Annotated in this window: 26 protein-coding genes; 7 read left to right on the plus strand and 19 right to left on the minus strand. The window is 37.3% G+C overall.

The genetic code is table 11. The features are described from left to right. Positions 1-44: 44 nt before the first annotated feature. The 7 genes from RCG22_RS08290 to cyoE all read right to left on the minus strand — a co-directional run bounded on the left by RCG22_RS08290 (position 45) and on the right by cyoE (position 6,652). A complete protein-coding gene (locus tag RCG22_RS08290; protein ID WP_308106485.1) occupies positions 45-509 on the minus strand; it encodes a DUF420 domain-containing protein in 465 nt (154 codons plus the stop codon). 118 nt (positions 510-627) lie between these two features. Next, the gene (gene ctaG / locus RCG22_RS08295; RefSeq protein ID WP_308106486.1) at positions 628-1,533 is read right to left on the minus strand and encodes a cytochrome c oxidase assembly factor CtaG; all 906 of its coding nucleotides are present in this window, start codon (positions 1,531-1,533) and stop codon (positions 628-630) included. Between the two features lie 140 nt (positions 1,534-1,673). Continuing rightward, positions 1,674-2,009 carry a cytochrome c oxidase subunit IVB gene (gene ctaF, locus RCG22_RS08300; protein WP_066252518.1) on the minus strand — a complete coding sequence of 112 codons (336 nt, stop codon included), beginning with the start codon at positions 2,007-2,009 and terminating at the stop codon, positions 1,674-1,676. A 4-nt stretch (positions 2,010-2,013) separates the two neighbouring features. Beyond that, a complete protein-coding gene (locus tag RCG22_RS08305; protein WP_098261074.1) occupies positions 2,014-2,640 on the minus strand; it encodes a cytochrome (ubi)quinol oxidase subunit III in 627 nt (208 codons plus the stop codon). Then, the gene (gene ctaD, locus RCG22_RS08310; protein WP_098261073.1) at positions 2,640-4,511 is read right to left on the minus strand and encodes a cytochrome c oxidase subunit I; all 1,872 of its coding nucleotides are present in this window, start codon (positions 4,509-4,511) and stop codon (positions 2,640-2,642) included. Before ctaD ends, RCG22_RS08305 begins: the two co-directional genes overlap by 1 nt. Before the next feature lie 31 nt (positions 4,512-4,542). Next, on the minus strand, positions 4,543-5,601 hold the full coding sequence (coxB, locus tag RCG22_RS08315; protein WP_308106487.1) for a cytochrome c oxidase subunit II: 1,059 nt from the start codon (positions 5,599-5,601) through the stop codon (positions 4,543-4,545). A gap of 115 nt (positions 5,602-5,716) precedes the next feature. Continuing rightward, entirely contained in the window at positions 5,717-6,652 is a 936-nt protein-coding gene (cyoE, locus tag RCG22_RS08320; protein WP_098261071.1) for a heme o synthase, read from the minus strand. A gap of 571 nt (positions 6,653-7,223) precedes the next feature. On the opposite strand from cyoE, the gene RCG22_RS08325 reads away from it, so the two are divergent. Further along, positions 7,224-8,132: a COX15/CtaA family protein gene (locus RCG22_RS08325; protein WP_098261070.1), complete on the plus strand. Its 909-nt coding sequence runs from the start codon at positions 7,224-7,226 to the stop codon at positions 8,130-8,132. Between the two features lie 42 nt (positions 8,133-8,174). Here RCG22_RS08325 and pyc read toward each other — a convergent pair whose 3' ends face one another. The 3 genes from pyc to RCG22_RS08340 form a co-directional block, all read right to left on the minus strand. Next, positions 8,175-11,618, minus strand: a complete 3,444-nt coding sequence (pyc, locus tag RCG22_RS08330) for a pyruvate carboxylase (RefSeq protein WP_308106488.1) — start codon at positions 11,616-11,618, stop codon at positions 8,175-8,177. Positions 11,619-11,689: 71 nt separating this feature from the next. Then, on the minus strand, positions 11,690-12,895 hold the full coding sequence (locus tag RCG22_RS08335; protein WP_308106489.1) for an FtsW/RodA/SpoVE family cell cycle protein: 1,206 nt from the start codon (positions 12,893-12,895) through the stop codon (positions 11,690-11,692). Between the two features lie 203 nt (positions 12,896-13,098). Next, a complete protein-coding gene (locus RCG22_RS08340) occupies positions 13,099-13,380 on the minus strand; it encodes an Fpa/YlaN family protein (protein WP_098261558.1) in 282 nt (93 codons plus the stop codon). A 222-nt stretch (positions 13,381-13,602) separates the two neighbouring features. Between RCG22_RS08340 and RCG22_RS08345 the strand changes: the two genes are divergently transcribed. Further along, on the plus strand, positions 13,603-14,100 hold the full coding sequence (locus RCG22_RS08345) for a peptidyl-prolyl cis-trans isomerase (protein ID WP_308106490.1): 498 nt from the start codon (positions 13,603-13,605) through the stop codon (positions 14,098-14,100). A 37-nt stretch (positions 14,101-14,137) separates the two neighbouring features. On the opposite strand, the gene RCG22_RS08350 is transcribed toward RCG22_RS08345, so the two are convergent. After that, entirely contained in the window at positions 14,138-15,466 is a 1,329-nt protein-coding gene (locus RCG22_RS08350; protein WP_098261066.1) for a PhoH family protein, read from the minus strand. A gap of 205 nt (positions 15,467-15,671) precedes the next feature. Here RCG22_RS08350 and RCG22_RS08355 point away from each other — a divergent pair, with 205 nt between their 5' ends. Beyond that, on the plus strand, positions 15,672-16,256 hold the full coding sequence (locus RCG22_RS08355; RefSeq protein WP_098261065.1) for a YhcN/YlaJ family sporulation lipoprotein: 585 nt from the start codon (positions 15,672-15,674) through the stop codon (positions 16,254-16,256). Between the two features lie 208 nt (positions 16,257-16,464). On the opposite strand, the gene RCG22_RS08360 is transcribed toward RCG22_RS08355, so the two are convergent. Continuing rightward, entirely contained in the window at positions 16,465-16,920 is a 456-nt protein-coding gene (locus tag RCG22_RS08360; protein ID WP_308106491.1) for a pyridoxamine 5'-phosphate oxidase family protein, read from the minus strand. A gap of 168 nt (positions 16,921-17,088) precedes the next feature. Between RCG22_RS08360 and RCG22_RS08365 the strand changes: the two genes are divergently transcribed. After that, complete coding sequence (locus tag RCG22_RS08365; protein WP_308106492.1) at positions 17,089-17,289, plus strand: YlaI family protein; 201 nt, start codon at positions 17,089-17,091, stop codon at positions 17,287-17,289. A 68-nt stretch (positions 17,290-17,357) separates the two neighbouring features. On the opposite strand, the gene RCG22_RS08370 is transcribed toward RCG22_RS08365, so the two are convergent. The 3 genes from RCG22_RS08370 to typA are packed head-to-tail and all read right to left on the minus strand — an operon-like array spanning position 17,358 to position 19,830. Then, a complete protein-coding gene (locus RCG22_RS08370; protein ID WP_098261062.1) occupies positions 17,358-17,651 on the minus strand; it encodes a hypothetical protein in 294 nt (97 codons plus the stop codon). A gap of 15 nt (positions 17,652-17,666) precedes the next feature. Continuing rightward, positions 17,667-17,972: a YlaH-like family protein gene (locus tag RCG22_RS08375; protein WP_098261061.1), complete on the minus strand. Its 306-nt coding sequence runs from the start codon at positions 17,970-17,972 to the stop codon at positions 17,667-17,669. A gap of 19 nt (positions 17,973-17,991) precedes the next feature. Further along, complete coding sequence (gene typA / locus RCG22_RS08380) at positions 17,992-19,830, minus strand: translational GTPase TypA (protein WP_308106493.1); 1,839 nt, start codon at positions 19,828-19,830, stop codon at positions 17,992-17,994. A 176-nt stretch (positions 19,831-20,006) separates the two neighbouring features. On the opposite strand from typA, the gene RCG22_RS08385 reads away from it, so the two are divergent. Beyond that, on the plus strand, positions 20,007-20,192 hold the full coding sequence (locus RCG22_RS08385; protein WP_308106494.1) for a YlaF family protein: 186 nt from the start codon (positions 20,007-20,009) through the stop codon (positions 20,190-20,192). 25 nt (positions 20,193-20,217) lie between these two features. On the opposite strand, the gene RCG22_RS08390 is transcribed toward RCG22_RS08385, so the two are convergent. After that, positions 20,218-21,018, minus strand: a complete 801-nt coding sequence (locus tag RCG22_RS08390; protein WP_098261058.1) for an inositol monophosphatase family protein — start codon at positions 21,016-21,018, stop codon at positions 20,218-20,220. A gap of 263 nt (positions 21,019-21,281) precedes the next feature. Further along, positions 21,282-21,476, minus strand: a complete 195-nt coding sequence (locus RCG22_RS08395; RefSeq protein ID WP_066252482.1) for a hypothetical protein — start codon at positions 21,474-21,476, stop codon at positions 21,282-21,284. A gap of 179 nt (positions 21,477-21,655) precedes the next feature. On the opposite strand from RCG22_RS08395, the gene RCG22_RS08400 reads away from it, so the two are divergent. Then, positions 21,656-22,288, plus strand: a complete 633-nt coding sequence (locus RCG22_RS08400) for a YktB family protein (RefSeq protein ID WP_308106495.1) — start codon at positions 21,656-21,658, stop codon at positions 22,286-22,288. Positions 22,289-22,329: 41 nt separating this feature from the next. On the opposite strand, the gene RCG22_RS08405 is transcribed toward RCG22_RS08400, so the two are convergent. After that, on the minus strand, positions 22,330-22,602 hold the full coding sequence (locus RCG22_RS08405; RefSeq protein ID WP_308106496.1) for a UPF0223 family protein: 273 nt from the start codon (positions 22,600-22,602) through the stop codon (positions 22,330-22,332). 42 nt (positions 22,603-22,644) lie between these two features. Next, the gene (locus RCG22_RS08410; protein WP_308106497.1) at positions 22,645-23,604 is read right to left on the minus strand and encodes an NAD(P)H-dependent flavin oxidoreductase; all 960 of its coding nucleotides are present in this window, start codon (positions 23,602-23,604) and stop codon (positions 22,645-22,647) included. A 207-nt stretch (positions 23,605-23,811) separates the two neighbouring features. On the opposite strand from RCG22_RS08410, the gene RCG22_RS08415 reads away from it, so the two are divergent. After that, complete coding sequence (locus tag RCG22_RS08415; RefSeq protein ID WP_308106498.1) at positions 23,812-25,284, plus strand: aminotransferase class I/II-fold pyridoxal phosphate-dependent enzyme; 1,473 nt, start codon at positions 23,812-23,814, stop codon at positions 25,282-25,284. The last annotated feature ends 31 nt before the right edge of the window (positions 25,285-25,315 follow it).

Genomic DNA, 25,315 nt, shown 5'->3' on the forward strand with positions numbered 1-25,315 from the left:
CGCATAGATTTATGCGTCTTTTATTATTTTACATATAATTTATTCTAGAAGCCAAGAATTGCTTTTATCATCGATGTTGTCTCGCCACCTTGATAAAATACGTATAGCAATAGGTAAACGGCTACACCCGTGATGGCAGTAAAGAACCAAATAAAACTAGTTAATGGTCCAAGCTTGCGATGGATAGTAAGTTTGTTTTTGTATCCTGTCATGATAGATACAATCCCGAATCCAGCCCCCGTAGTTGCAAGAGTAATATGAAATATTAAAAATATAGTGTAATATTTTTTAATATCATCAGGACCTCCAAATGAAGTATTCCCAATAAATAGTGTTCGAGATGCATAGATAATAAAGAAGATAACAGCAAAAATAGCCGCAATAAACATCGTCTTTTTGTGAGATTCAATCTTTCTTTGCTTGATTTGCCACCAACCAATAGCAACGGTAATAGCACTTAATACAATAAAGGATGTACTGATTGTCGGTAAAATCGGTAAGGAATTCATTCAAAAATCCTCTCTTTTCATATATTCTAGAACAATCTTAGTGTAACTAAACTAGTTTTTCAACAAATAACATTTAAATCATAGTAATCAGTAAAAAATCTCCCTATAAGAGGGAGATTTATTTGATTAGTGATGGATTTAAGGTTTGTTTCATTTCTCGTTCAGAATCAGCCTGGTCCTTACGGTACCATTCAAAGAAAACATGCCCAAGGATAACTCCATAAATGATTTCTTGAATAATCTTCATTAATACTCCACCAAGTTGCTGGTCATGTAGTAAGGACATGGAACTAAAAAGTTCAGGACCACTCAAATTTAAGCTTTCGAAATTGGCAGTACCTACGCAAAGGCTCATAACTTGTCCCCACACATGTGGATCAGAATAGGTCCCATACATGGGTGTATCTGCAAAAATAATTAAAGCGCAAGCAGGGGTTAATAATATTCCATCAGCAAAAATATATCCAACCTTTTTCAGTCCACTTAAAGTCTGATGATCAGGCATTTGGTTAAGTAAAGGCCACCACATGAAGGTGGCTACAATAAATAGAAGTATAGAGTAGCCAGCATGCAACCATACATTTTGCATAACATGATCGAAAATCATAGGCACATGATAAAAGGAAAATAATCCATTAAAAACTATCAATGCAATGAGTGGCTTGGTTAACACCACAAAAACGGAATTAACTACCCCATTGCTAAATAATTTTCTCCAAAACCAGTTCGGAATACTTAAGATAAAAATTGGTGGAACGACTAAAACTAAAGCAGCCATTTGTATCATGTGGACCCAAAACATAAGGTGGGCTAATAAATCGATTGGAGATCCTTTAATAGCATAAAGCAGGATCATCGATAATAAAAATAAACCACCTTGTTTTTTTGTTAAAGGCTCACTATCTAAAAATAAGCTTCTGTATTTTGTGGTAAGAACAAAATACCCTACAGTAATGGCTATTATAATCAGTAAAAAATACGGGCTCCAAAGTGCTTTAAAACCGAATATATCTAATGTAAGCACCCAAATCACCTCATTATGAATTAGAAGAATTATTGACTATATTATACCCTTGGACAAAACGATTAGCAAAGAAATGGAACCTTCTATATACATACTGTTAAAAAAGAAAATCGGCCTAAGCCGATTTTCTTTTTTACATATTACCACCAAATAATAGTTGTAAATGCAAGAATAGTGACTGCACCTACCAACACACCTGAGTACAAAAAGAGTGAAGGAGCTTCATGTCCTTTGTGACTCATATGCATGAAATAATATAATTGAAAAATTACCTGCACAACAGCTAAAAGGATAATAAATGGAACTGTAAACCATGCAGTAAATCCTTTTATATAAACAGCGGAAAAAGCAATGAGCGTCAAGAAAATCATTAACGCAAATGAAACCAATTGATATCTCATTTCTTCTGCATTTTTCTTGCGACGATATTCAATGTCAACTCTTGGGTTACCTGAATTTAACTGTTGATTTGCCATCAGCTTATCCCACCATTCCCATTAAATATACTACTGTAAAGATAAATACCCAAACAACATCGATAAAATGCCAATATAAACTAAATACATAGAATTTCGGCGCGTTGTAAAGGTCTAAGCCACGTTTAGAATTTCTAAACATTAATGTTAGACACCAAAGTAGACCAAAAGCAACGTGACCTCCGTGAAAACCAACTAATGTGTAGAAAGCAGATCCGAAAGCACTACTTGTAAATGTATGCCCTTCATGAACATAATGGGTAAACTCATAAACCTCAAGTCCTAAGAAACCTGCACCTAAAAGTGCTGTAAGTCCAAGCCAAACCATCATTTTTTTGAAGGCAAAGTTCTTCATATGGTACATCGCGTAAACACTTGTTAATGAGCTAGTTAACAATAGCATCGTAGCGACAAATGTTAACGGTAATTCAAATAAATCCTTTGCTAAATGGTGAGTTGTACTTGGAACTTTATCCTTTAATGCAAGGTAAGTGGCAAAGAGAGAGGCAAAAAGAACCGTCTCTCCACCCAAGAAAAACCAAAATCCTAAGAATTTATTTTTTGATTCAAGGGTTGATTTTTCTGGCGCAGCAGGCCAAGTTTCATAAGTAAATTTTTCATCAGCGTGCATTATGCCTTAACCCCCTTATCATCCTCATCCATTAAATCTTCCTTATGAATATGGAATCCATGATCATCCTTCACTGAACGTAAGAACATGGAACCAAAAGTTACTAATAATCCAATGATCAATACTGGTAATGCCCACGCTTTATCATTTACATGGTACATTGCACCAAAGGCTGCAATGAATAATCCCATGGCCATAGTAAACGGTAAAAATGAAGAATTTGGCATATGAATATCACCAAGAGGTTCAGCTGGAGTCATTCCCTTTTTACCATCCATTTTTTCTAACCAGTAAGCATCTAAACCACGAACAAGTGGGAGTTGCTTAAAGTTATAAAAAGGAGGAGGTGAAGGAATAGACCATTCAAGTGTTCGGCCATCTCCCCATGGGTCATTGCCAACTCTAACATTTTTCACGGATGTCATAATGACGTTATAGAGAAGGACTAATACTCCCAACGACATAAATAACGCACCCACGGAACTTACCATATTTGCAGAGCTAAATCCTTGGCCAGGAAGGTATGTGAATACACGTCTTGGCATTCCCCATAAGCCTAAGAAATGCTGAATAAAGAATGTTAAATGGAAACCGATAAAGAATAACCAGAATGTAATCTTCCCTAATGTCTCATTTAACATCGTACCGAACATTTTAGGCCAATAAAGATGTGTCCCTGCAAGGACTGCAAATACAACCCCACCAACAATTACATAGTGGAAGTGAGCAACTACGAAATAAGTATCATGATACTGATAGTCAGCTGCTGCAGATGCAAGCATTACACCTGTTACCCCACCGGCAACAAATGACGGGATAAAAGCAAAAGCGTAGAGCATTGGAGTTGTAAATTTAACACTACCGCCCCACATTGTTAACAGCCAGTTAAAGATTTTAATACCTGTAGGTACACCTATAGCCATTGTTGCAACAGCAAAGATTGCATTAGCGACTGGACCTAAACCAGTTGTGAACATATGGTGTGCCCAAACCATGAAGCCTAGGAACCCAATTAAAACAGTTGCAAAAACCATTGATGAATAACCAAACAACCGTTTTCTTGAGAACATTGGAAAAATTTCCGAGAAAATACCAAACGCAGGGAGTACTAAAATATATACTTCAGGATGTCCGAAAATCCAGAAAAGATGTTCCCAAATAACGGTATTACCACCCATAGTGACATCAAAGAAATTCGCGCCAAACAATCGATCAAACATCATTAATACTAAACCAACTGTTAATGGAGGAAATGCAAATAAAATTAGAGCTGAAGTTACAAAAGTCGTCCATGTAAACAATGGCATTCTCATATACGTCATACCCGGAGCACGCATGTTAATGATAGTAACCAGGAAGTTAATACCACCAATCAAGGTTCCAATACCGGAGATCTGTAATCCTAAGATATAGAAGTCTACACCATGCCCTTGTGAATGAAGTGCAAGGGATGCGTAAGATGTCCAACCTGCATCAGGTGCTCCTCCTAAAAACCAAGAAAGGTTTAAGAAGATTCCACCAAAAAAGAACAACCAAAATCCTAGTGCATTAACAAATGGAAAGGCAACATCGCGTGCTCCAATTTGTAATGGCATGACGGCATTCATAAAAGCAAAAACCAATGGCATTGCCGCCAAGAAAATCATCGTGGTTCCATGCATTGTTAAAATTTCATTATATAAACCTGCACTTACAAAATCATTATTAGGTACTGCAAGCTGGATACGGATAAATACTGCCTCAAGTCCGCCTACTAAGAAGAAAAATCCACCTGCAATAAGATATAGGATGGCGATTTTTTTATGGTCCACTGTTGTTAAAAAGTCCCATAAAGTCGCGCCAAATCCCTTTTTTTGAGCATAGGTACTCACAATTTTACCTCCCTTTCTACCAATTCCCCTTTTATTGCTGAGCCTTTAAGCCCATTAAATACTCAGCTAATGCATCAAGCTGTTCTTCAGACATTTCCGGGTATTTACCAGTCATCATGTTACCTGGTTTATAGGTTTCTGGATTACGGATCCAATTTTTTAATTCTTTTTTATTATGGTCTAAAACACCGGCTACACGAGATCGATCACCAAAGTTTGATAAGTTTGGTGCCAGACGTGCAGTTTCAGGCATTTTATTTGAAGGTGTAACGGCATGACAGCCAATACAGCTTTGATTAAATATTTCTTGACCTTGAGCAGCCACAGTACCTTGAGCTTTTTGTGGTTCTTTCACATTTTGCATCGAGGTAACCCAGGCATCAAATTTGTCTCGACTGATTGCTTTAACTTTAAAGTCCATCAAAGCATGTGATGGTCCGCAAAGTTCTGCACATTTCCCATAAAAAAGATTACCTGCTTCTTTTGCTCGTTTATCATCAAACTCTAACCAGAATTTATTAACATTTTCAGTATTCGTATCCAACTTACCACCAACTGCTGGAATCCAAAATGAATGTTTAACATCGGAAGATTTTAAATTGAAATAAACTTTTTCATCCGTAGGGACGACTAAATCCTGACTTGTCACAATCTTCTGACCAGGATACTCAAAATCCCACCAGTATAAATGTGATCGAACATTAATAACAAGCGCCTTAGTATTTTTCTTATCCATTGGAGATACATCTGCAAGTTTAAATGTTGCAGCTACAGTAGGAACGGCAAGAATTAATAGTAAAAGAATAGGTACAGCAGTCCAAATAATTTCTAATTTGTGACTCCCTTCTACCTGTTTTGGAATCTTGTCATCCTTCCTTCTAAAACGAACCATTACTATAAAGAATATGACCATTACAATAACGATTACCCCAACCATAATTAATGTACTTAGCTTCATTAAATCATATTGCATGTCTGCAACTTCACCGGCTGGCTTTAACGCGGAAAGGTACGGTTCGCCACATCCGGAGAGTACAAGCGCTAAAATTCCAAACAACGAAATCAAACGCCACTTTGCAAGCCTTTTCATAGCTTAATCAAACCCCTCTTTCACTAATGTATTCTTAAAAATATTTTTGATTGATCAAAGAAGTATGTAGTATGGTTGTTTCCTCGTTTTCATTAGGAAACAATCATTTGCAAAACTAAATCAATGTAACTATAACCATTGCTACAAAAATAATAGTTAAATATTGCAAGGAGTAAACAAACATTAGTTTTGCCCACTTTATGTCATCTTTGATTCTATATCCATAAATCCCTAATGCAAGCCACCCGATATTTAATACGATGGCCAGAATTAGAAATGGGATTCCTAATTTGGTTAGAAAAAACGGAATAGGCTGAAGTGCAGCTACCCAAAGGATGATGTGAATTTTTGTAGTTTTAAAACCCTTTACTACAGGTAACATCGGAATACCAGCTGCCTTATATTCTTTCACCCTTCTCATCGCCAGTGCATAAAAATGCGGAGGCTGCCATACAAACATTAATACGAATAATGACCACGCCATGATATCAAGATTTGCATCAACTGCTGCCCAACCGATCAGCGGAGGCACTGCACCTGATATGCTCCCAATAATAGTATTGGAAACTAATTGACGTTTTGACCACAATGTATACAGGAAGACATAACTAAAAACTCCAAGCAGTCCAATTACTGTTGCAGTCATGGTAGTAAAGAATAAAGACAGTGTTCCCAGTCCAATAAGTAAAATACCTAACGAGAGAACTTTTCCTGGACCTACTTTCCCTGTAACAGTTGGTCGTGCTTTTGTTCTTTCCATTAAATGATCAATATCACGATCAACATAATTATTGATTGCACATGACCCAGCAATGATTAAAGATGAACCTACTACTGTAAAAAACACAATATCTAAATTATTTAGAAAACTTTGCCCTGAAAAATGAAGCGCGAGCCATAGTCCGGTAAACGTTGTAATTAGATTTGAGTTTACAATCCCAATTTTGATTAGGGCCATCAAGTCTTTCCATGCTGTGGTTTTTATATCGGAATGCAGGCTTGCAGTACCATTTTCTATGGCAGCTTCTCCAAAAGCCTTAGAGTTTGGCATTTGTTTCTCCTCCTAAACCTAAAAAACAGTTCAATTTTATCAATTCGAAAAAATAATTAATTATAAAGTGCAGTGAGAAATAAAACACTTTCTCTGTATATTAAATCACACTTTCCGATATTTTTGTGAACTTTTTTTGAATAATTTAAAACTAAATTGTGACAAAGTTCATTTTCGTAAAATATAGTTGCATTTTTTTACAAAAATCTAAACCAATTAAATTTATTATCTCCAAAATTCGTTATAAAACCTTGTATCTTTAAAAAATTCATAGTTAATTTATATGAGTACTAATTAGGAATAATTCTAATTAAAATGCCTCATATATATTTCTAACAGACTCTAATCAAAGTTTCAATGGTTTTCACTATAATAATAGTGTAAATTATTTATTATTCATCAGCTTGGTTTAATTATAAAAGTTATCTTAAAATCTCTCCTTAATTCCTGTTCATTTTCGACTTTATTCGTTATTATTAATAGGGAATTTAATTTACAGATGACTTTTCCATTATTATACTGTTAGGCTTAACTTATGACAAATTTTTGAATTTTTTAAGAGGTGAATTTTTTGAGGCAATCTTTGAAGTGGTTATCGGTTGCCACTACCATTGGAATGATTTTTATCTTAATAGGCGGGGCTTTAGTAACAAAGACAGGTTCTGGTATGGGCTGTGGACGATCTTGGCCCCTTTGCAACGGAAAATTTCTTCCGTTGGAAATAACCCCGGAATTAGTTATCGAACTATCCCACCGACTTGTTTCCGGTGTAGTAGGCATCATGGTTCTTGTACTTTCTGTTTGGTCATGGAAGGCGATAGGCCATATTAGAGAAACGAAATTTCTTTCCTTCCTTTCCTTTTTCTTTTTACTTTTACAAGCACTAGTTGGAGCAGCGGCTGTAAAATGGGGGCAATCGGGATTTGTACTCGCTTTACATTTTGGAATTTCACTTATTTCCTTTTCAGCGGTTTTATTGTTAACACTGCTAATTTTCGAAATTGATAAGAAGTTTGATGCAGAAAAGCTCTATATTGATAAGCGAATGGGGTTTCATATTATCGGAGTCTCCATTTATAGCTATCTTCTCATCTACACAGGCGCACTTGTTCGCCACACAAAATCGAGTCTTGTTTGTCGAGACTGGCCATTATGTTTAAATGACTCTCCTTCCTTGCCCTCAAACATGTACGAATGGGTACAAATGGGGCACAGAGCCGCTGCCGGTTTAATTTTTCTATGGATTGGTTACATCCTTTATTTGGTTGTTCGACATTACAAAGACCAAAAGATACTTTATTGGGGCTGGATTATATCCTTCATCCTAGTTTCCTTACAAGTTATTGCGGGAGCATTCATTATTATCAGCAGACTAAACTTGTATATCGCCCTACTGCATGCATTCTTTATTACGTGCCTGTTTGGCGTTTTAAGTTACTTTATTTTGTTATATTCTAGATCAAAAAGAAATAATCAATAAAAAAGCTGCCAGGGATACCCATACCCTGGCAACTTTTTTATTTTAGGCTTTGGTTAGTTCAATTAAGAGGTCACCAGTTAGTATCGCATCACCATTTGTGACATAGATATCCTTTACCACACCTGAAAAAGGTGCTTGAACCGTTGTCTCCATTTTCATTGCTTCGGTTATCATTAAATGATCACCACGTTCAACTTTTTCCCCTTTTTCAACGACCACCTTAACCACAGTTCCCGGCATCGTCGCTGCAAGGTGATTTTCATTTTTCTCATCAGCTTTTAGCCTTGATAAAACCGTAGATTTTACATTCTCATCCTTTATGAATACTTCTCGCGGCTGACCGTTTAGCTCAAAATAGACAACCCTCGTACCATCTGCTCGAGGATGACCAATTGAAACAAGCTTTACAATTAATGTTTTCCCTGTTTCAATTTCAACCTCTATTTCTTCACCCAAGCGCATTCCATATAAGAACGTTGGTGTATCTAATACCGATATATTTCCATACAGTTCATCCGTTTTAATATAATCCATAAATACTTTAGGGTATAAAGCGTACGAAATTATTTCAAAAGAGGTAACCTGGCGGCCAAGTTCTTTGTATAGTTTTTCCTTCAGTTTTTCAAAATCAACCGGTTCAAGTAATTCACCTGGACGAACTTCCAACGGTTGTTTACCTTTTAATATGACCGTTTGAAGTTCCTCTGGAAAACCACCATAAGGCTTGCCAAGATACCCTTCAAATAATTCAACAACGGAATCAGGAAAATCGAGCATATGCCCCTTTAATAGTATATCTTCTTCATTAAGATCATTTTGAACCATAAAGAGTGCCATATCACCAACTACCTTTGATGATGGCGTCACTTTAACAATATCCCCGAACATGTTATTAACTCTCGAATACATTTCTTTCACTTCATCCCAACGCTCGCCTAGGCTAACTGCTCTAGCCTGTTGTTGGAGATTGCTATATTGTCCGCCCGGCATTTCATGTTGATAGACTTCAGTATGAGGGGAGATCATTCCGCTTTCAAAATCTTGATAATATTTGCGGACATCCTCCCAATAATACGACAATTTTTCAAGTGATTCTATGTTTACTTTTGGTTTTCGAGGAGTACCTTCAAGCGCATAATATAGCGAATTAGCACTAGGCTGTGAAGTTAATGCAGCCATTGACCCCAAGGCAGTATCAACAATATCCACTCCACCGTCAATCGCACGCGCATAAGTAAAGAGACCATTTCCGCTTGTGTCATGTGTATGGAGATGAATTGGAATATTAACCGTTTCTTTTAACTCAGAAACAAGTCTATAAGCTGCTTCAGGCTTCAATAATCCTGCCATATCCTTAATGCCTAGGATGTGGGCACCTTGTTCTTCAAGCTCTTTGGCCAACGCTTTATAATAGTGTAGATTGTATTTCGTCCTAGTCCCGTCTAATATATCCCCGGTATAACAAATCGAAGCTTCAGCTATTTTACCGCTTTGACGGACGGCATCAATCGCAACTTCCATTCCTTTAACCCAGTTTAAGCTGTCGAATATTCGAAAAACATCTATTCCAGCGGACGCAGATTGATCAACAAATTCACGAATTAAATTATCCGGATAATTTTTATATCCCACTGCATTGGCACCACGGATTAACATTTGGAATAATACATTTGGAATTTTCTTACGCAGTGACACTAATCTATCCCAAGGGTCTTCTTTTAAGAATCTGTAAGCAACATCAAATGTTGCTCCTCCCCACATTTCAAAAGAGAATAAATCAGGCAAAAATTTTGCAGAGTGCTCAGCGATATGGAGAATATCTGTCGTCCGCATCCGGGTAGCTAATAGCGACTGATGGGCGTCTCGAAAAGTGGTATCGGTTAATAATACCTGTTTTTGATTTTTCACCCATTCCACAAGTCCTTCGGCACCATACTTGTCGAGAATTTGCTTTGTCCCTTCTTGATACGGTAAATCATAAGGTAAATTAGGGATCCTTGGCTTTGGAAATACCGGTCTCTTCTTCTTTTCAACACCTGGAAAACCATTTACAGTGACTGTACCAATGTATGAGAGCATTTTAGTCCCACGGTCTTTTCGGAATGGGAAAAGAAACAATTCAGGTGTTGTATCAATAAAGGACGTATCATATTCACCATTCCTAAACTTCTCATGCTTCACAACGTTTTCTAAGAACGGGATATTTGTTTTAATCCCTCTAATTCTGAATTCCTGCAGATTACGAACCATTTTTGATGCAGCTTGTTCGAAGGTTAAAGCCCATGTTGAAAGTTTTACTAATAAAGAGTCATAATAAGGTGTAATTACTGCACCTTGAAAGCCATTACCAGCATCAAGCCGTACCCCAAAGCCGCCGCCTGAGCGATAGGCCATTATTTTCCCGGTATCAGGCATGAAATTATTAAGCGGATCTTCTGTTGTTACTCTTGATTGTATCGCAAATCCATTAATTTGAATTTTATCTTGTTGTGGAATTCCAATAATTGGACCATGTAATTCATGGCCCTCTGATACCAATATTTGTGTCTGGACGATATCGACACCTGTTACCATCTCAGTCACAGTATGTTCAACTTGAACACGTGGATTTACTTCTATAAAATAAAAGTCATTTCCTGAAACTAAAAACTCGACCGTACCAGCATTCAAGTAATCAACATTTTTCATCAGTTTTAAAGCAGCATTACAGATCCTAGTTCGTAACTCATCAGAAATGGAAACACTCGGAGCAACCTCTACGACCTTTTGATGGCGTCTTTGAACAGAACAATCGCGGTCAAAGAGATGGACAATATTCCCATGCCTATCCCCAATGATTTGTACTTCGATATGCTTAGGATTTTCAATTAATTTTTCAAGATAGACTTCATCATTTCCAAAAGCTGCTTTTGCTTCCGATTTTGCCCGATTGAAGGATTCCTGGATTTCCTCTTTCTGTTTGACAATCCTCATTCCGCGCCCGCCTCCGCCAAGAGAGGCCTTTATGATAATAGGTAAATTATGAACTCGGGCAAAATCCTCAACTTCACTAACCTCTGTAACCGGTCCGGGACTGCCCGGAATGACTGGAATCCCAGCTAGCTCAGCCTGATGCCTTGCTTTTACCTTATCACCAAACATATCAAGTTGTGTAATTGACGGACCGATAAATATAATCCCTTCCTCTTCACAACGTTTGGCAAAATGGATATTTTCTGACATAAAACCATAACCGGGATGAATAGCATTTGCCCCACTTTTTTTGGCAATTGCAATGATGCCATCAATGTCTAAATAAGCATCAATTGGTTTTTTTCCTTCCCCAACCAAATAAGCTTCATCTGCCTTATAACGATGATAAGCCCCTGAATCTTCTTTCGAATAAATAGCAACAGTTCGAATATTCAGCTCAGTACAAGCGCGAAAAACCCTTATCGCTATTTCTCCCCTATTGGCAACCAATACTTTATTTATCTGTCTTGTCACTTAAAGCACCTCATATTCTATGTATTTTTATAAAAACGCGGAGTGCAAAAAATTTGTCCTCCGCGCTTCGATTAAATATAGAAAACCTTACCATCTTTTGGACGAATCTTTTTATCAACTTGTTCCTGTTTATTTTTATATTTTTTTTCATATTTAGTGAACATAGAAACATTTACAAGTATTCCAGTCGCACCTGCTAACATTAAGAGTGAAGAACCCCCATAGCTAATAAATGGCAGAGGTACACCAGTTAGCGGAATTAGCCCTGAAACACCCGCAAGATTGATAAACGACTGAATTCCTATCATGCTCGAAATTCCAATCGCAAGCAGACTGCCAAAAGGATCTTTACATTGCAGGCCAATATAAATTCCCCTTAATACAATATAGAAAAGGAGAATGATAACGAAACCTACACCCCAAATCCCTAATTCCTCTGCAATTACCGCCATGATGAAATCTGTATGTGATTCTGGCAAATAGCCCAGCTTTTGAATACTTTTCCCAAGACCTAATCCATTCACTCCGCCGGAACCAATCGCAATATAGGAGTTTGCCAAGTGAAACCCTTCATTATTAACGTATTTATCCGTAAAGGGATTATCTAAAACCGCAAAACGGCTTTGTTGTTCTTCTGAAAAAAACTTCCCCCAGGAAACTAAAATAAGCGGCAGCAGGACAACAAGCGCCAAAATAAGTAATTTACCAATACTTTTAAAATTCATCCCGGAGCATAAAACAATCATACAAGCTATGGCAATGATAATAGCTGCTGTTCCGAAGTCCGGTTGAAAAATAATTAGTGCACATACAATAAAAAGATATACTAAAGGCGGGAGAACTCCTTTATTAAATTGATTGATATAGGCTTGCTTTTTTGCATAGACAGCTGCTAAATAAATGATGGCTGCAAGCTTAACAAATTCTGATGGCTGAAATAAGAAAGTGCCTATGGGGTACCAGCTTTGCGCATTATTTTTTTCTACCCCAAATACAAATAATCCTAATAGAGACAAAATAGATGCCAGCACAATCAAAACCATAACTTTTTTGAACATCATAATCTTATATGGAATAACGGCTGCCAATAAGAAAATAACTGTAAAAATCAGCAACCATACTTTTTGTTTTTGGTAGAAAAAATCAGATGGATAACCATATCGTTGAACGGCGGAAGCCATGCTCGAGCTATAGATCATCACCAGTCCAAAGGCACACAAAAGGATGGTGGCAATAATTAAGGTATAATCATATGATTTCAATATCTTTTTCAGCATATAGAAGGTCCTCATTTTCAATATTGATTTATATCATTCTATTATAATAGAAAATAAACATTATTACTTGAGGAAAAGTTAATTTGTTACAACAATTTAACAAAGAATATTCTGAAGTAGAAAGTAGTAAACGCCTGTTGTGTCTTCCTTGGAATAATAAAAAACCCAAACAATGAACATTGATTGTTTGAGTTCTTTTGCTCCTATTTCCTTAACGAGGCATCGTGAAGTGCTGATAATTCACTTTCTAATGCATCTAGGATTGTCTTACCATCTTTACTATCAATTAAGCCTAATCTAACAGCAAAATCTATTTCTCTTGATAAACCAAACATCTGCGTATCCAATACCTCTTCATAAAGTGGGCATTGAGGCATCGTGAGATTGTCCATTTGCACTTTGATTAGCTTTAATATTTTTTCAGCGTCAGCCTGTAGTATGGCATATGCTTTTTCCTGATGATTCACGATCATTTCAGACGCCAACATTGATCCCCCCATTTCAGAGCGATAATTCAACTTATCTATAAATTTTACCGTTTACACTGGAAAATTGCAAGAACATAAAGTAGATTACATAAAGGAGTTATTTAAAAACGGCTGCTGTTTTCAGTATGATCCCTCTTCTAACCAAACCAGCTTATGCGATTATGACATTTACTCAAAAAAAAGTTATACTAATTAAAGAAGGGTTTAGGGGGAATGAAAATGGAAAATATCATTATCATATCAGGCGAAGTGAAATATTCGATTACACTTGATCCGGGTGTGTGGATTTTTGATGACAGACGAGTTGATTTAACCACCTTTTTTTCAAAAAAAATAGAGAGTTCCAATCCTATAGATGAATATACTAAAGCCGTTTCAAAGCATTGGGACCGTGAAATTATCGAGGGAGCAATTTATCCTCCTACATTGAAATCCGAAAAGAAATTTGAAAAGGAAAAGGTGTTGACTGGCACCTTTGGAATTCCGTTGAAGCCTTTTTTATTAAACTCTGAGCCAGCTAGTGATGCTCACACTTTTGTCATTCAATGCACAGAGGGTGAATATGAGTATCCACTTGAAACGGCCTATGATTTTATATTGGGATTCTCCAATAAAGGAAAGCCACTAACGGCAGATGGTCCCATTCATGTCTATTTAGGTGATGGTTCAAATCTACAAAGTCCAATAAAAAATGTAATGAGTTTCATCATAAAATAAGACGGGTGCCTTGGGCGCCCGTTTCTTTTATGGATATTTACAGCAAATCAGCTGCCAAAAGTGCCAATCCTGACCTCTCCCCTTTTAATAATTTTACATGCCCGGAAATTACTTGATCCTTAAACTTCTCTACAACATACGTTAAACCATTGTTGTAAGCATCAAGATAGGGATGGTCTATTTGTTCAGGGTCGCCCATTAAAACGATTTTACTGCCTTCCCCGACACGGGTAAGGATTGTCTTCACTTCATGCTTCGTTAAGTTTTGTGCTTCATCAATAATGATAAACTGCTTCGGTAAACTTCTCCCTCGAATATACGTTAATGCCTCCACCTCAATTGAACCCATTCCTGCTAAAATAGCATCTAGTTCACCAGGCTTTTTGGTATTGAAAAGATATTCAAGATTATCAAAGATGGGCTGCATCCATGGTCTAAGTTTTTCCTGTTTTTCTCCTGGTAAAAAGCCTAAGTCTTTTCCGACCGGTACAATCGGCCTAGCCACTAATAGTTTCTTATATTCCCTGAAATCTTCTGTTTGCATTAATCCTGAAGCAAGTGCTAGTAAGGTTTTCCCTGTACCTGCTTTCCCTGTTAAGGTAACTAGATGAATATCCTTCCGAAGTAATAATTCAATGGCCATCGTCTGTTGAACATTCCTTGAATGGATTCCCCACACATGATCTTGATTTAGTGCTAATTTTTTTACCTTCGTGCTCGTTTTGTCGACCATCCCAATTGCTGATGCTGAACTGCCAAGGGCGTCCTTCATAACTAGAAATTGATTTGGATAAAATGGGTGATTTGCCAGTTCAGAGAGATTTAACTCTCCTTTCTCATAAAAGCGTCCTAATAATTCAATTGGTATCAATACTTCAAAAAAGCCAGTGTATATATGATCTATATCTACTACACGATCACTTAAAAAATCTTCGGCCTCTAAACCAATTGCATCCGCTTTTACCCTGACAAGAGTATCCTTACTTACTAGAATAACCGGCTTCCCATTTTCCTTCGTTTGTTCCTCTAAGAATAAATTCTTTGCCACTGCAAGAATGCGATTATCATTTGTTTTTTCAATAAATATATCCTGAAGTTCATGAAAGCTACGATGGTTTAATTCAATTCTAATTGTCCCCCCGCTCTCTAGTGGGATTTTTTCATGAAGCTTTCCTAATGCCCTAAGTCCATCAATTAACCTTGATACATGTCTTGCATTTCTCCCGACTTCATCCATATACCTTTTCTTTGAGTCCACTTCTTCAAGAACCACTGCAGGAATAACAACTTCATTATCTTCAAAAGAGAAGAGGGAATACGGGTCTTGTAATAAGACATTTGTATCTAACACGTATATCTTACTCAAAGCAACGCCTCCTGCTTTACTTGTTGTGGGATTGCCAACTTGCAAACAACCCTTTTGCTAGATTGGACTTTGGTAAAATATATGTTTATTGGAATAAAGATAGAAGGAGTTCCGCACAATAAATGTTAGTGAGACCATTCAAGACAGAGGATTGATCATAGTTTTATCTCAATTATTTATTAAGCTTTACGGAGGTGGATGATACATGAAGAAAGCCTTAATTATCACAACGTTATGTCTGATGATAGCCGGTTGCAACACCAAAAATGATCTGACAAACAATGGGAACGATAAATTTGTTAAGGTAAAAAACAGCTATATTGAAAATGTTGACCGGAAATCCGGTCAAGAAATCTCCAAACGGTTAGTAAAACTTGCAACCAGTATCCCAAATGTTAAAGATGCCACAGCTGTAGTGATAGGCAGATATGCGATTGTCGGTATTGATGTAAATTCGAAAATTGATCGTTCGCAAGTTGGATCGATTAAATATTCTGTCGCTGAAAGTTTAAAAAAGGACCCATACGGCGCCAAAGCAGTCGTCGTTGCTGATGCAGATACCACACAGCGCTTAAAAGAAATACAAGCAGACATCAAAAAGGGGAGGCCGGTACAGGGCATTATGGAAGAACTCGCCGATGTGGCAGGCCGACTAATGCCAGAAATACCTGGAGACTTAATTACACCAAGCCCTAAAAAAGCTCCCGAAAAACCTGATAAAAAACTCCCTGCAAAAGATGATAAAAAGTTAGAAAAGGAACAAGAAGACCAATCCAACCATTATAAATAGAAAAGCGGAAGCGCCCGTTTAGCGGCGTATGGACTGGAGCGCTTCGACTGAGATAAAGGAAACACGAAGAGCGATAGCGCATTCGTGCTTGACTTATCGTAGGGAGAAGAGCGAAGTCCACTAGACGCTGGGAGCTGGAGCTAGACAGCGAACAAATTTCAAAGAGAAATTCTGAGTATAAAATGTGAAAAGAAAGGCTTAGGAATTCCTAAGCTTTTCTCATTGCTTCCATGACTTGTTTATCTAGCTTTTGGGCAGCGTTCTTATCATAGGTTTTATCATACTGAACATCAGAAACAATTTTAGACCCATAAAACATAACATCCCTGACCGCTGTAATTGAAACTTCAATCAAAGCAAGTTTCAATGGTACATCCTTCAGACGTTCTTCCTTTACCTGTGCCAGTCCTTGAATTGCATAGGTAGATTCGTTTGCAATCAAATTAATAACCACTTGATTATTTTCACCTAAATTAGCAAGTATCCTCGAACGATTATCCACAGCAAAATAGATTGTACTTTCATCCTTTGCAAGCACCCAAGAAATTGCGCTGATATTTGGCCCACCTGTTTCATAATCAACCGTTGCCAATGTCACAAACCGCTCCTTTTGCAGTTCATCATATAAAGGCTTAATTAGCTTTGGTTCAACTTGATTAACCATTAAAACATCCCCTTTATTTCTTCATTTACCCTGTTTAAAAACAGATATTCTCATATTACTACTATCCCATGCTTTCATCAAATTAAACCAATTGATTACTTTCAAACTTTCTGCCATGATATAGTAGAGGAAATAAACGGCTTTAGAAATTGTTAAAGAGGTGTCTTAATGAGAGTTAAATGTGTAATTTGCGATATAATCGAAGCGATTGAAGATGAATCTTTTGAGGCTAAGCGTCTGCGTAATCGTCCCATCCATACATATATGTGTAAAGAATGCAAAACAAGAATAACTGAAAAAACAAACGCAAGATTTGAGACAGGTAATTTCCGATTATATCGTACAAAATCGGAAGAGGATGACTGGTAAAAAAGGAAGCGCCTTTTGGCAAAAAAACCATCATGCACAATCCAAAGTGGAATGTGCATGATGGTTTTTTATTCTTCTTCAATTGGGTAGTTCTCATATTTCTTCGGGTCTTGATTAATTTGTTTTAGCATGATATCAATTAATTCCTGAGGAAATCGAGCTTTTTTTGTCTCTTCCCCCTGTTGGTAGGAAACATAATACATGAGATCATCTTTCGTTACCACAAGGTTTGAGAGGTGAAGATCAGCTATCATTTCTTCAAAAAGCATTAGAGTATCCTTTGCCGCTGTGTCATCAGGCCGTGCGTCGCATACAACCTTAATTGTAAGCCAATTATATAGTGTATCCTGTACGGATTTCATTTCAATAAACCCCCGTTATTTCGCTTCAGCCTGATGCTTTTTGGTTTGATGTAAGCGTATTTTATAAATTATCAATAACACCGCAGCACCTGCTAGTCCTTCCGCAATAGGCAGAGCATAAGAAAGAATAAGCATTACAAAGCACCCAATTAAGAGGCAAATATAAATCACAAAGTTTTTCAAAAGAGGCAATTTTTTTGCAAAGCCTAACTTATAGACAATTGCTGCTAAAATTACAATATAAACATACTGTAACCAAACAGCAGTTTTGACATCTGTTAGCTCAATAAAAAATCTAAGACTGGGAGAGAATCCTTCCATCTTCATGCACTCCTTTTACTTAACTTTGCTCTGCATATTTTTTCTTTTTAGCGGCTTTTTCCCGTTCATTCTTGTCAAGAATTTTTTTACGAAGACGAATCGATTCAGGTGTAACCTCACAATATTCATCTTCATTTAAATATTCTAATGACTCTTCTAATGTCATGATGCGCGGTTTTTTAATAACAGATGTTTGGTCTTTGTTTGCAGAACGAACATTTGTTGCTTGTTTCATTTTTGTAATATTAACGGTGATGTCATTTTCACGAGTGTTTTCGCCAACGATCATCCCCTCATATATTTCAGTACCCGGCTCAACAAAAATGGTTCCACGGTCTTCAACTTGCATGATACCATAGGTCGAAGCTTTTCCAGATTCCATGGAAACAAGAACACCTTGATGTCTTCCGCCTACTTGACCTGGTAACATTGGCTGGTAGCTGTCAAAGGTATGATTAATAATTCCATAACCGCGTGTCATTGTTAAAAACTCGGTTGTGTATCCAATTAATCCACGAGCTGGAACGTTAAAGATTAAGCGTACTTGACCTGAACCATTGTTTATCATATCAATCATTTCACCTTTACGGGCACCGATTGATTCCATCACTGAACCTGTATGTTCTTCCGGTACATCAATTTGAACTCTTTCAACTGGTTCACTGCGAACACCGTCAATAACCCTAACAATTACTTCAGGTTTGGAAACTTGAAGTTCATAACCTTCACGGCGCATGTTTTCAATTAGGATTGATAAATGAAGTTCACCACGGCCCGAAACAATCCAAGCATCCGGTGAATCAGTGTTATCAACACGTAAGCTTACATCTGTTTGTAATTGCGAGCGAAGTCTTTCTTCAATCTTTCTTGAAGTTAAATACTTTCCTTCTCTACCCGCAAATGGACTGTTGTTTACAACGAAAGTCATTTGCAGTGTTGGCTCGTCGATTCTTAGAATTGGCAGAGCTTCCTGATGTTCAACAGGACAAACGGTTTCACCAACATTTATATCTTCCATTCCTGAAACAGCAATCAAGTCACCTGCTACTGCTTCTTGAATTTCCTGACGTTTTAAACCAAAGAAACCAAAAATCTTGGTAACGCGGAATTGTTTTACTGTACCGTCTAACTTCATGAGGGCTACTTGTTGGCCTACATGCATCGTTCCACGGAATACTCGGCCGATCCCAATTCTGCCAACATAATCATTGTAATCGAGAAGGGCAACCTGGAATTGCAACGCTTCCTCACGATTATCAACTGGTGCAGGGATATATTCGACAATGGCTTCATACAAGGATTGCATGTTTTCATCTTGCTTTTCCGGGTCAGTACTTGCAGTACCATTAATTGCAGAAGCATAAATAACTGGGAACTCAAGCTGATCTTCATTTGCACCAAGCTCGATAAATAAATCGATTACTTCATCAATTACCTCTGCAGGTCGAGCAAAGTCACGATCAATTTTATTTACAACTACAATTGGAGTTAAATTCTGCTCTAATGCCTTTTTAAGTACAAAACGAGTTTGTGGCATACAGCCCTCATAGGCATCAACTACAAGCAATACTCCATCAACCATTTTCATAATCCGTTCAACTTCGCCGCCAAAGTCTGCGTGTCCCGGTGTATCCAATATATTAATCCTTGTTTCTTTGTATTGAACTGCGGTATTTTTCGCAAGGATTGTGATTCCACGTTCTCTTTCTAAATCATTGGAATCCATAGCTCGTTCTTCTACGTGCTCATTGGAACGAAACGTCCCTGATTGACGAAGTAATTGATCCACTAACGTCGTTTTTCCGTGGTCAACGTGGGCAATAATTGCAATATTACGTATATCATTTCTAATTTCCAAAAAGTTCCACTCCTACCTATATTCTAAAAATAAAGCTATTTATAGTTTCCCATTTATAACTAAAACATTATACCACAAATAAAGTGGAAACTCCTAACCATTTTATTGTAGAATAAAAAATATACTTAAAACAGTGATACTTTAAACTGTATTTTTATGATAAAGGGGTATAAAAAATGAAGAATGTGAAATGGCCTTTACTTGTTTATGCAATCCTTGCAGCAACAAGTATCATGGGAATTGGTATTGCAATAAGTGAAAAAAGCATAACAGGAGCAATCGGCTGTATCGTTGCCATTGTTGTTATAATGGGAATGGGCTTTAAAACAAAAAAAAGAATGCGTGAAAATGGAGAAATTTAAAAAAGAAGCCTTATCGGCTTCTTTTTTACCATTTTCCCTCTTTTAGGTAATCATTTAAAATCGATTGATGTAAACCGGGTTTGGCTGCAAATAAAGAGTCCTGCGAAAGGAAATTCAGTTTTTCTCCCCTCAAATTGGTCACAATTCCGCCTAGTTCTTCTATGATTACCGCCCCTGCTGCAAAATCCCATGGGGATAACCGCATCGAAAGATAGGCGTCAACTCTTCCCGTCGCAACAAAAACCATTTCGAGGGCGGCAGAACCATAGGACCTTGTTCCCCTCGCTGCTTTAACCAGAGGAATCATTAATTTATGATCAATACGATGATTTTCCATCACCCATGTTGCATTTAATGCAAGGATTGATTCCTTAACAATTGATTCCTTTAGTGCATTTAAAGGTGTTTCATTTAAATAAGCTCCATTTCCACTAGTAGCATGGTATAATTCGTCATGGACGACATCGTAAATGAGTCCTATCTTACCCACGCCATTTTCATATACACCAACGGAAATAGCAAAGTTTCTTTGTTGATGAACAAAATTCAACGTTCCATCAATTGGATCAATCATCCATACAATTCCCTCAAGACTATCAAGTGAATCTCCAAATCCCTCTTCCCCCATTATTTTATGATCTGGATAAGCTTCTCTAATTTTACTAATAAAAAATTGCTCAATTTCTTTATCAATATTCGTCACAAGATCATTAGCGTTACTTTTCGTTTCAATATTTAATGTTTGATTAAAAGAAAGCCTGATTTTAGCTCCTGCCTCATTTATCCATTCCTTAGCATGAGCATAAATTTGGTCCAAATTCATGATTCTCCTCCAAATAACATATTTCCATCTTAGCTTTCAATTCAATGTATGTAGTATGATTCATGTTAATTTAAATGATGTACCTTTAGCTTAATCAAATTGTTATAATACAGCAACTTATTGGCTTTATGTGAGTTCTAATTAATGGACAATAATAAACGAACCCCCCACATTTTGCTGGAGTTCGTTTTAGATGTGTATAGGATATATTCTATTTTGATTCATTCTTATTTATATCTCCTTGGATAAAAAAACTGTTTTATTTATCAAAGAGCCTTTAATCGTAATAGTTCTTGGCGGATTTTTTCTAATTTTTGTTTGCACTCTCTCATTTTTTTCTCATTTTTTTCTTCTATCGCTTCGAACAATGTTGCTAATTCATAATCCATTTCTAATCTCAAAACCGCTGTTCTTTCCTTTTCGCCTGCTTTTTTAAGTGAGGTATTCATCAATTGTTTCACGTTTCTCCTCCCCTTCCTAAATTTAACTAATTTTTCAGATTATTTTTTTACTGTATAATATGAGTAAGGGAGATATGTTGCAACAAATATGTGCTCTTACCTAGAGAGCATCTAACTACTTGTCTTCCAAAATGATATGCTACAATAAAGGACAAATGTTTTGTTGGAGGTTTAAATTTATGAGCTTCAAGGGATTTACTAATGAGGATTTTGATGTATTTTTAATAGATGGCTTAGAGGCTAGAATGTCTGCTCTTAAAGAAACCGTTCGACCAAAATTGGAAGGTTTAGGAGAATACTTTGCGCCCATCCTCTCAGCATTATCAAACGATGAAATGTTTGTTCATGTTGCCAAGCACGCTAGACGTACTATTAATCCGCCAAAGGATACATGGGTGGCTTTTTCGAATAACCCTCGCGGTTATAAAATGATGCCCCACTTTCAAATTGGCATGTGGAACACCCATTTATTTATTTGGTTTGCTGTTATTTATGAAGCACCCCAAAAGCAGGTAATTGCTGAAAGGTTTTCAAAAAAATTAACGAAGATTTATAAAGAAACACCAAAAGATTTTGTTTGGTCTGTTGATCACACAAAACCAGAAACCATTGAACATCGAAAACTGAAAAAGGACGATTTAGGTTCGTTTTTTGACCGTCTGCAAAATGTAAAGAGCGCAGAATTGTTATGTGGTTATACAATCGACAGGGAAAGAGTTATCCAGTTAGGTTCAGATGGGTTAATTCAGCAAATCGAGGACGTTTTTAACACAGTAACCACACTTTACAAAATATCTCAAAATAGGAAATAATCAAAAGAAGCTCCCCGACCAAATGGTTTGGGAGCTTCTTCTTATTTCATTTTAATTCTATCCCCGGATACGGAATTTTTTGCCTTTTTTATGGTTTGATAGGACGAATAGCCACTCATTTCTTCAAATTCACCGCAAATTGTTTTTTCTTCCGCTTTACTTGGGACGATTTCTTTAAAGCGACGATATACCTTCATTACGGCATCACGATCAATTCCTTGTTCATAAGCCTTCTCAATTGATTCAAAAAATGCGATTACATCGACTATTTCATCTGTACTCCAGTGGTAATCTATAGGGTATTGGTATTCCATTATTTTCACCTCTAACTAGTTTAACTAATATGCATCATACAATTATTTTCCCCACTTTGCACGAATTTGTTCAGCATCGCAAATCATTCGATCAAACAATTCTTGAACGGCAGGGACATCTTTGATTAGACCCATTACTTGTCCCGCCCAGGCGAAACCTGCTTCCGGCTCACCATCATAAATATACCGTTGATTGGCCCTTCCACTAATAAGATCTTTTAATTGATCATAACCACCATTGTTCTTTTCAATATCGATTATTTTTTCTGTCCAGCTATTGGCTAATGCTCTTGCCGGAGCTCCTATAGTTCTCTTGATAACTACCGTTCCAGATTCGTTTCCTTCGACTAGGGTTTTCTTATATAACTCGTTTGCGTGAACACATTCTTTAGTAGCAATAAATCTGGTGCCCATTTCAATCCCCTCTGCCCCTAAACTAAGGGCTGCCATAAGCCCTCTGCCGTCTCCTATCCCACCTGAAGCAATAACGGGTATAGAAACCGCATCTACCACTTGAGGAACCAAAACAAGCGTACCAATATCATCTCGCCCTAAGTGGCCTCCACCTTCCTGCCCCACTACCATAACTGCATCTGCACCAAGTTCTTCTGCTTTTACTGCCTGTCTCCTAGCGGCCACAAGAACCAAAGTTTTTATTTGAGTGCCTTTTAATTGGTCAAATATTGGGGCAGGGTTTCCCCCCGTCATTGAAACAACTGGTACCTTTTCATCAATAGCGACCTGAAGAAAATCAGAAAATGGTCTACCATGCTGTCCAATGGCAAAATTAACACCAAAGGGATTGTTCGTCATTTTTTTCACCTTACGTATTTCAGTTCTTAGCTGTTCAGGATCACCTAATGACATAGCCGTAATTTGGCCAAGCCCCCCTGCGTTCGATACTGCTGCAGCCAATTCTGAATAGGCTAAATAGGCTAGACCTCCTTGTATAATCGGAAATCGTATATTTAGTAATTCAGTAACACGAGTTTTCCATTCCAAATTAATCCCTCCTAAAAACATTCTATTTTGTTATTTCGTCTCTTTCGGGTAATTTTCCTTTCTTAATGGAAAACTATTGTTAACAGAATAGGAATATAATATATATTTCTTTGCAAGGCATGGGAATAATGCTATAATTCCTATGGTTTTTATGTTATAAAAAGCAACATATTTAGAGTATTTTTATTAAAGAGGTGTGGTTATAAATTGTCTCAAAATCAAACACCGCTTTTTAGCGGTTTATTAGCACACGCAAAAAAAAATCCCATTCAATTTCATATTCCTGGGCATAAAAAGGGAGCCGGGATTGACCCAGAGTTTCGAAACTTTATTGGGGACAACGCCCTGTCTATTGACTTAATTAATATTGGACCATTAGATGATCTCCATCAGCCAAAAGGCATCATTAAGCAGGCACAGGATTTAGCTGCAGAAGCTTTTGGAGCTGACCGAACCTTCTTTTCTGTACAGGGGACAAGCGGGGCAATTATCGCGATGATTATGGCAGTATGCGGCCCTGATGATAAAATCATCGTTCCAAGAAATGTTCATAAATCCATTATGTCCGCCATCGTTTTTTCAGGCGCTATTCCCGTGTTTATCCAACCTGAAATCGATAAGGACCTAGGAATTTCTCACGGGATTACACCCGATGCAGTTGCAAGGGCCCTGCATCAACATCCGGATGCAAAAGCTGTGTTAGTAATCAATCCAACTTATTTTGGAATTTCCGGAGATTTAAAAAAGATTGTTGAAATTTCTCATTCTTATCATATTCCTGTCCTTGTCGATGAAGCTCATGGTGTTCATATTCATTTTCATGATGACCTTCCACTTTCTGCGATGCAGGCCGGTGCAGATATGGCCGCTACTAGTGTCCATAAATTGGGCGGGTCGATGACCCAAAGTTCCATCCTAAATGTAAAAGAAGGACTTGTTTCTGCAAAGCATGTCCAGTCGATTCTAAGCATGCTTACTACTACTTCCACTTCTTATTTATTACTTGCTTCACTTGATGTGGCACGTAAGCAGTTGGCTACAAAGGGAAGGGAACTAATTGACCAAACCATTAAATTAGCACAATCCATGCGGAAAAGAATTAATGAAATTGAACATCTACATTGTATTGGTGAGGAAATTCTAGGCTCAAAAGCAACCTATGATTACGATCCAACCAAGCTGATTATTTCCGTTAAGGAATTAGGATTGACTGGATATGACGTTGAAAAATGGTTAAGAGAAAAACACAATATTGAAGTGGAACTTTCTGATCTTTATAACATTCTTTGTATTATTACGCTTGGAGACACAGAGGTGGAGGCAAGTTTGTTAATTAATGCCTTAAAAGATTTGGCAGACGAGTGTGAACATCGTACCGAAAGAATCGAACCGGTTGAAGTTCTTCTTCCTGAAATCCCCGTGCTCGCTCTAACACCAAGAGATGCATTTTATTCGGAAACAGAAGTAATACCTTTTGAAGAATCTGAAGGAAGAATTATTGCTGAATTTATTATGGTTTATCCACCTGGGATCCCAATCTTTATTCCCGGTGAAATAATTACAAAGGAAAACCTTCACTATGTTCGGAAAAACCTTGAAGCAGGCTTACCCGTACAAGGTCCGGAAGATGAAGAAATCAAATCAATTCTGGTCATTAAAGAGTACAAGGCAATAAAATAGAACAAAAATACAGGATTCCGTTTATCGGAAT

It is taken from the genome of Neobacillus nitrireducens, from assembly GCF_030915405.1.
Classification (GTDB): Bacteria; Bacillota; Bacilli; order Bacillales; family Cytobacillaceae; genus Neobacillus.

What these genes read in the sequence shown, in the direction of transcription:
- RCG22_RS08290 (WP_308106485.1), bottom strand. Translation starts at nt 509, where the DNA reads ATGAATTCCTTACCGATTTTACCGACAATCAGTACATCCTTTATTGTA.
- ctaF (WP_066252518.1), bottom strand. Translation starts at nt 2,009, where the DNA reads ATGGCAAATCAACAGTTAAATTCAGGTAACCCAAGAGTTGACATTGAA.
- RCG22_RS08305 (WP_098261074.1), bottom strand. Translation starts at nt 2,640, where the DNA reads ATGCACGCTGATGAAAAATTTACTTATGAAACTTGGCCTGCTGCGCCA.
- coxB (WP_308106487.1), bottom strand. Translation starts at nt 5,601, where the DNA reads ATGAAAAGGCTTGCAAAGTGGCGTTTGATTTCGTTGTTTGGAATTTTA.
- cyoE (WP_098261071.1), bottom strand. Translation starts at nt 6,652, where the DNA reads ATGCCAAACTCTAAGGCTTTTGGAGAAGCTGCCATAGAAAATGGTACT.
- RCG22_RS08335 (WP_308106489.1), bottom strand. Translation starts at nt 12,895, where the DNA reads ATGCTGAAAAAGATATTGAAATCATATGATTATACCTTAATTATTGCC.
- RCG22_RS08345 (WP_308106490.1), top strand. Translation starts at nt 13,603, where the DNA reads ATGGAAAATATCATTATCATATCAGGCGAAGTGAAATATTCGATTACA.
- RCG22_RS08355 (WP_098261065.1), top strand. Translation starts at nt 15,672, where the DNA reads ATGAAGAAAGCCTTAATTATCACAACGTTATGTCTGATGATAGCCGGT.
- RCG22_RS08360 (WP_308106491.1), bottom strand. Translation starts at nt 16,920, where the DNA reads ATGGTTAATCAAGTTGAACCAAAGCTAATTAAGCCTTTATATGATGAA.
- RCG22_RS08365 (WP_308106492.1), top strand. Translation starts at nt 17,089, where the DNA reads ATGAGAGTTAAATGTGTAATTTGCGATATAATCGAAGCGATTGAAGAT.
- RCG22_RS08370 (WP_098261062.1), bottom strand. Translation starts at nt 17,651, where the DNA reads ATGAAATCCGTACAGGATACACTATATAATTGGCTTACAATTAAGGTT.
- RCG22_RS08375 (WP_098261061.1), bottom strand. Translation starts at nt 17,972, where the DNA reads ATGGAAGGATTCTCTCCCAGTCTTAGATTTTTTATTGAGCTAACAGAT.
- RCG22_RS08385 (WP_308106494.1), top strand. Translation starts at nt 20,007, where the DNA reads ATGAAGAATGTGAAATGGCCTTTACTTGTTTATGCAATCCTTGCAGCA.
- RCG22_RS08400 (WP_308106495.1), top strand. Translation starts at nt 21,656, where the DNA reads ATGAGCTTCAAGGGATTTACTAATGAGGATTTTGATGTATTTTTAATA.
- RCG22_RS08405 (WP_308106496.1), bottom strand. Translation starts at nt 22,602, where the DNA reads ATGGAATACCAATACCCTATAGATTACCACTGGAGTACAGATGAAATA.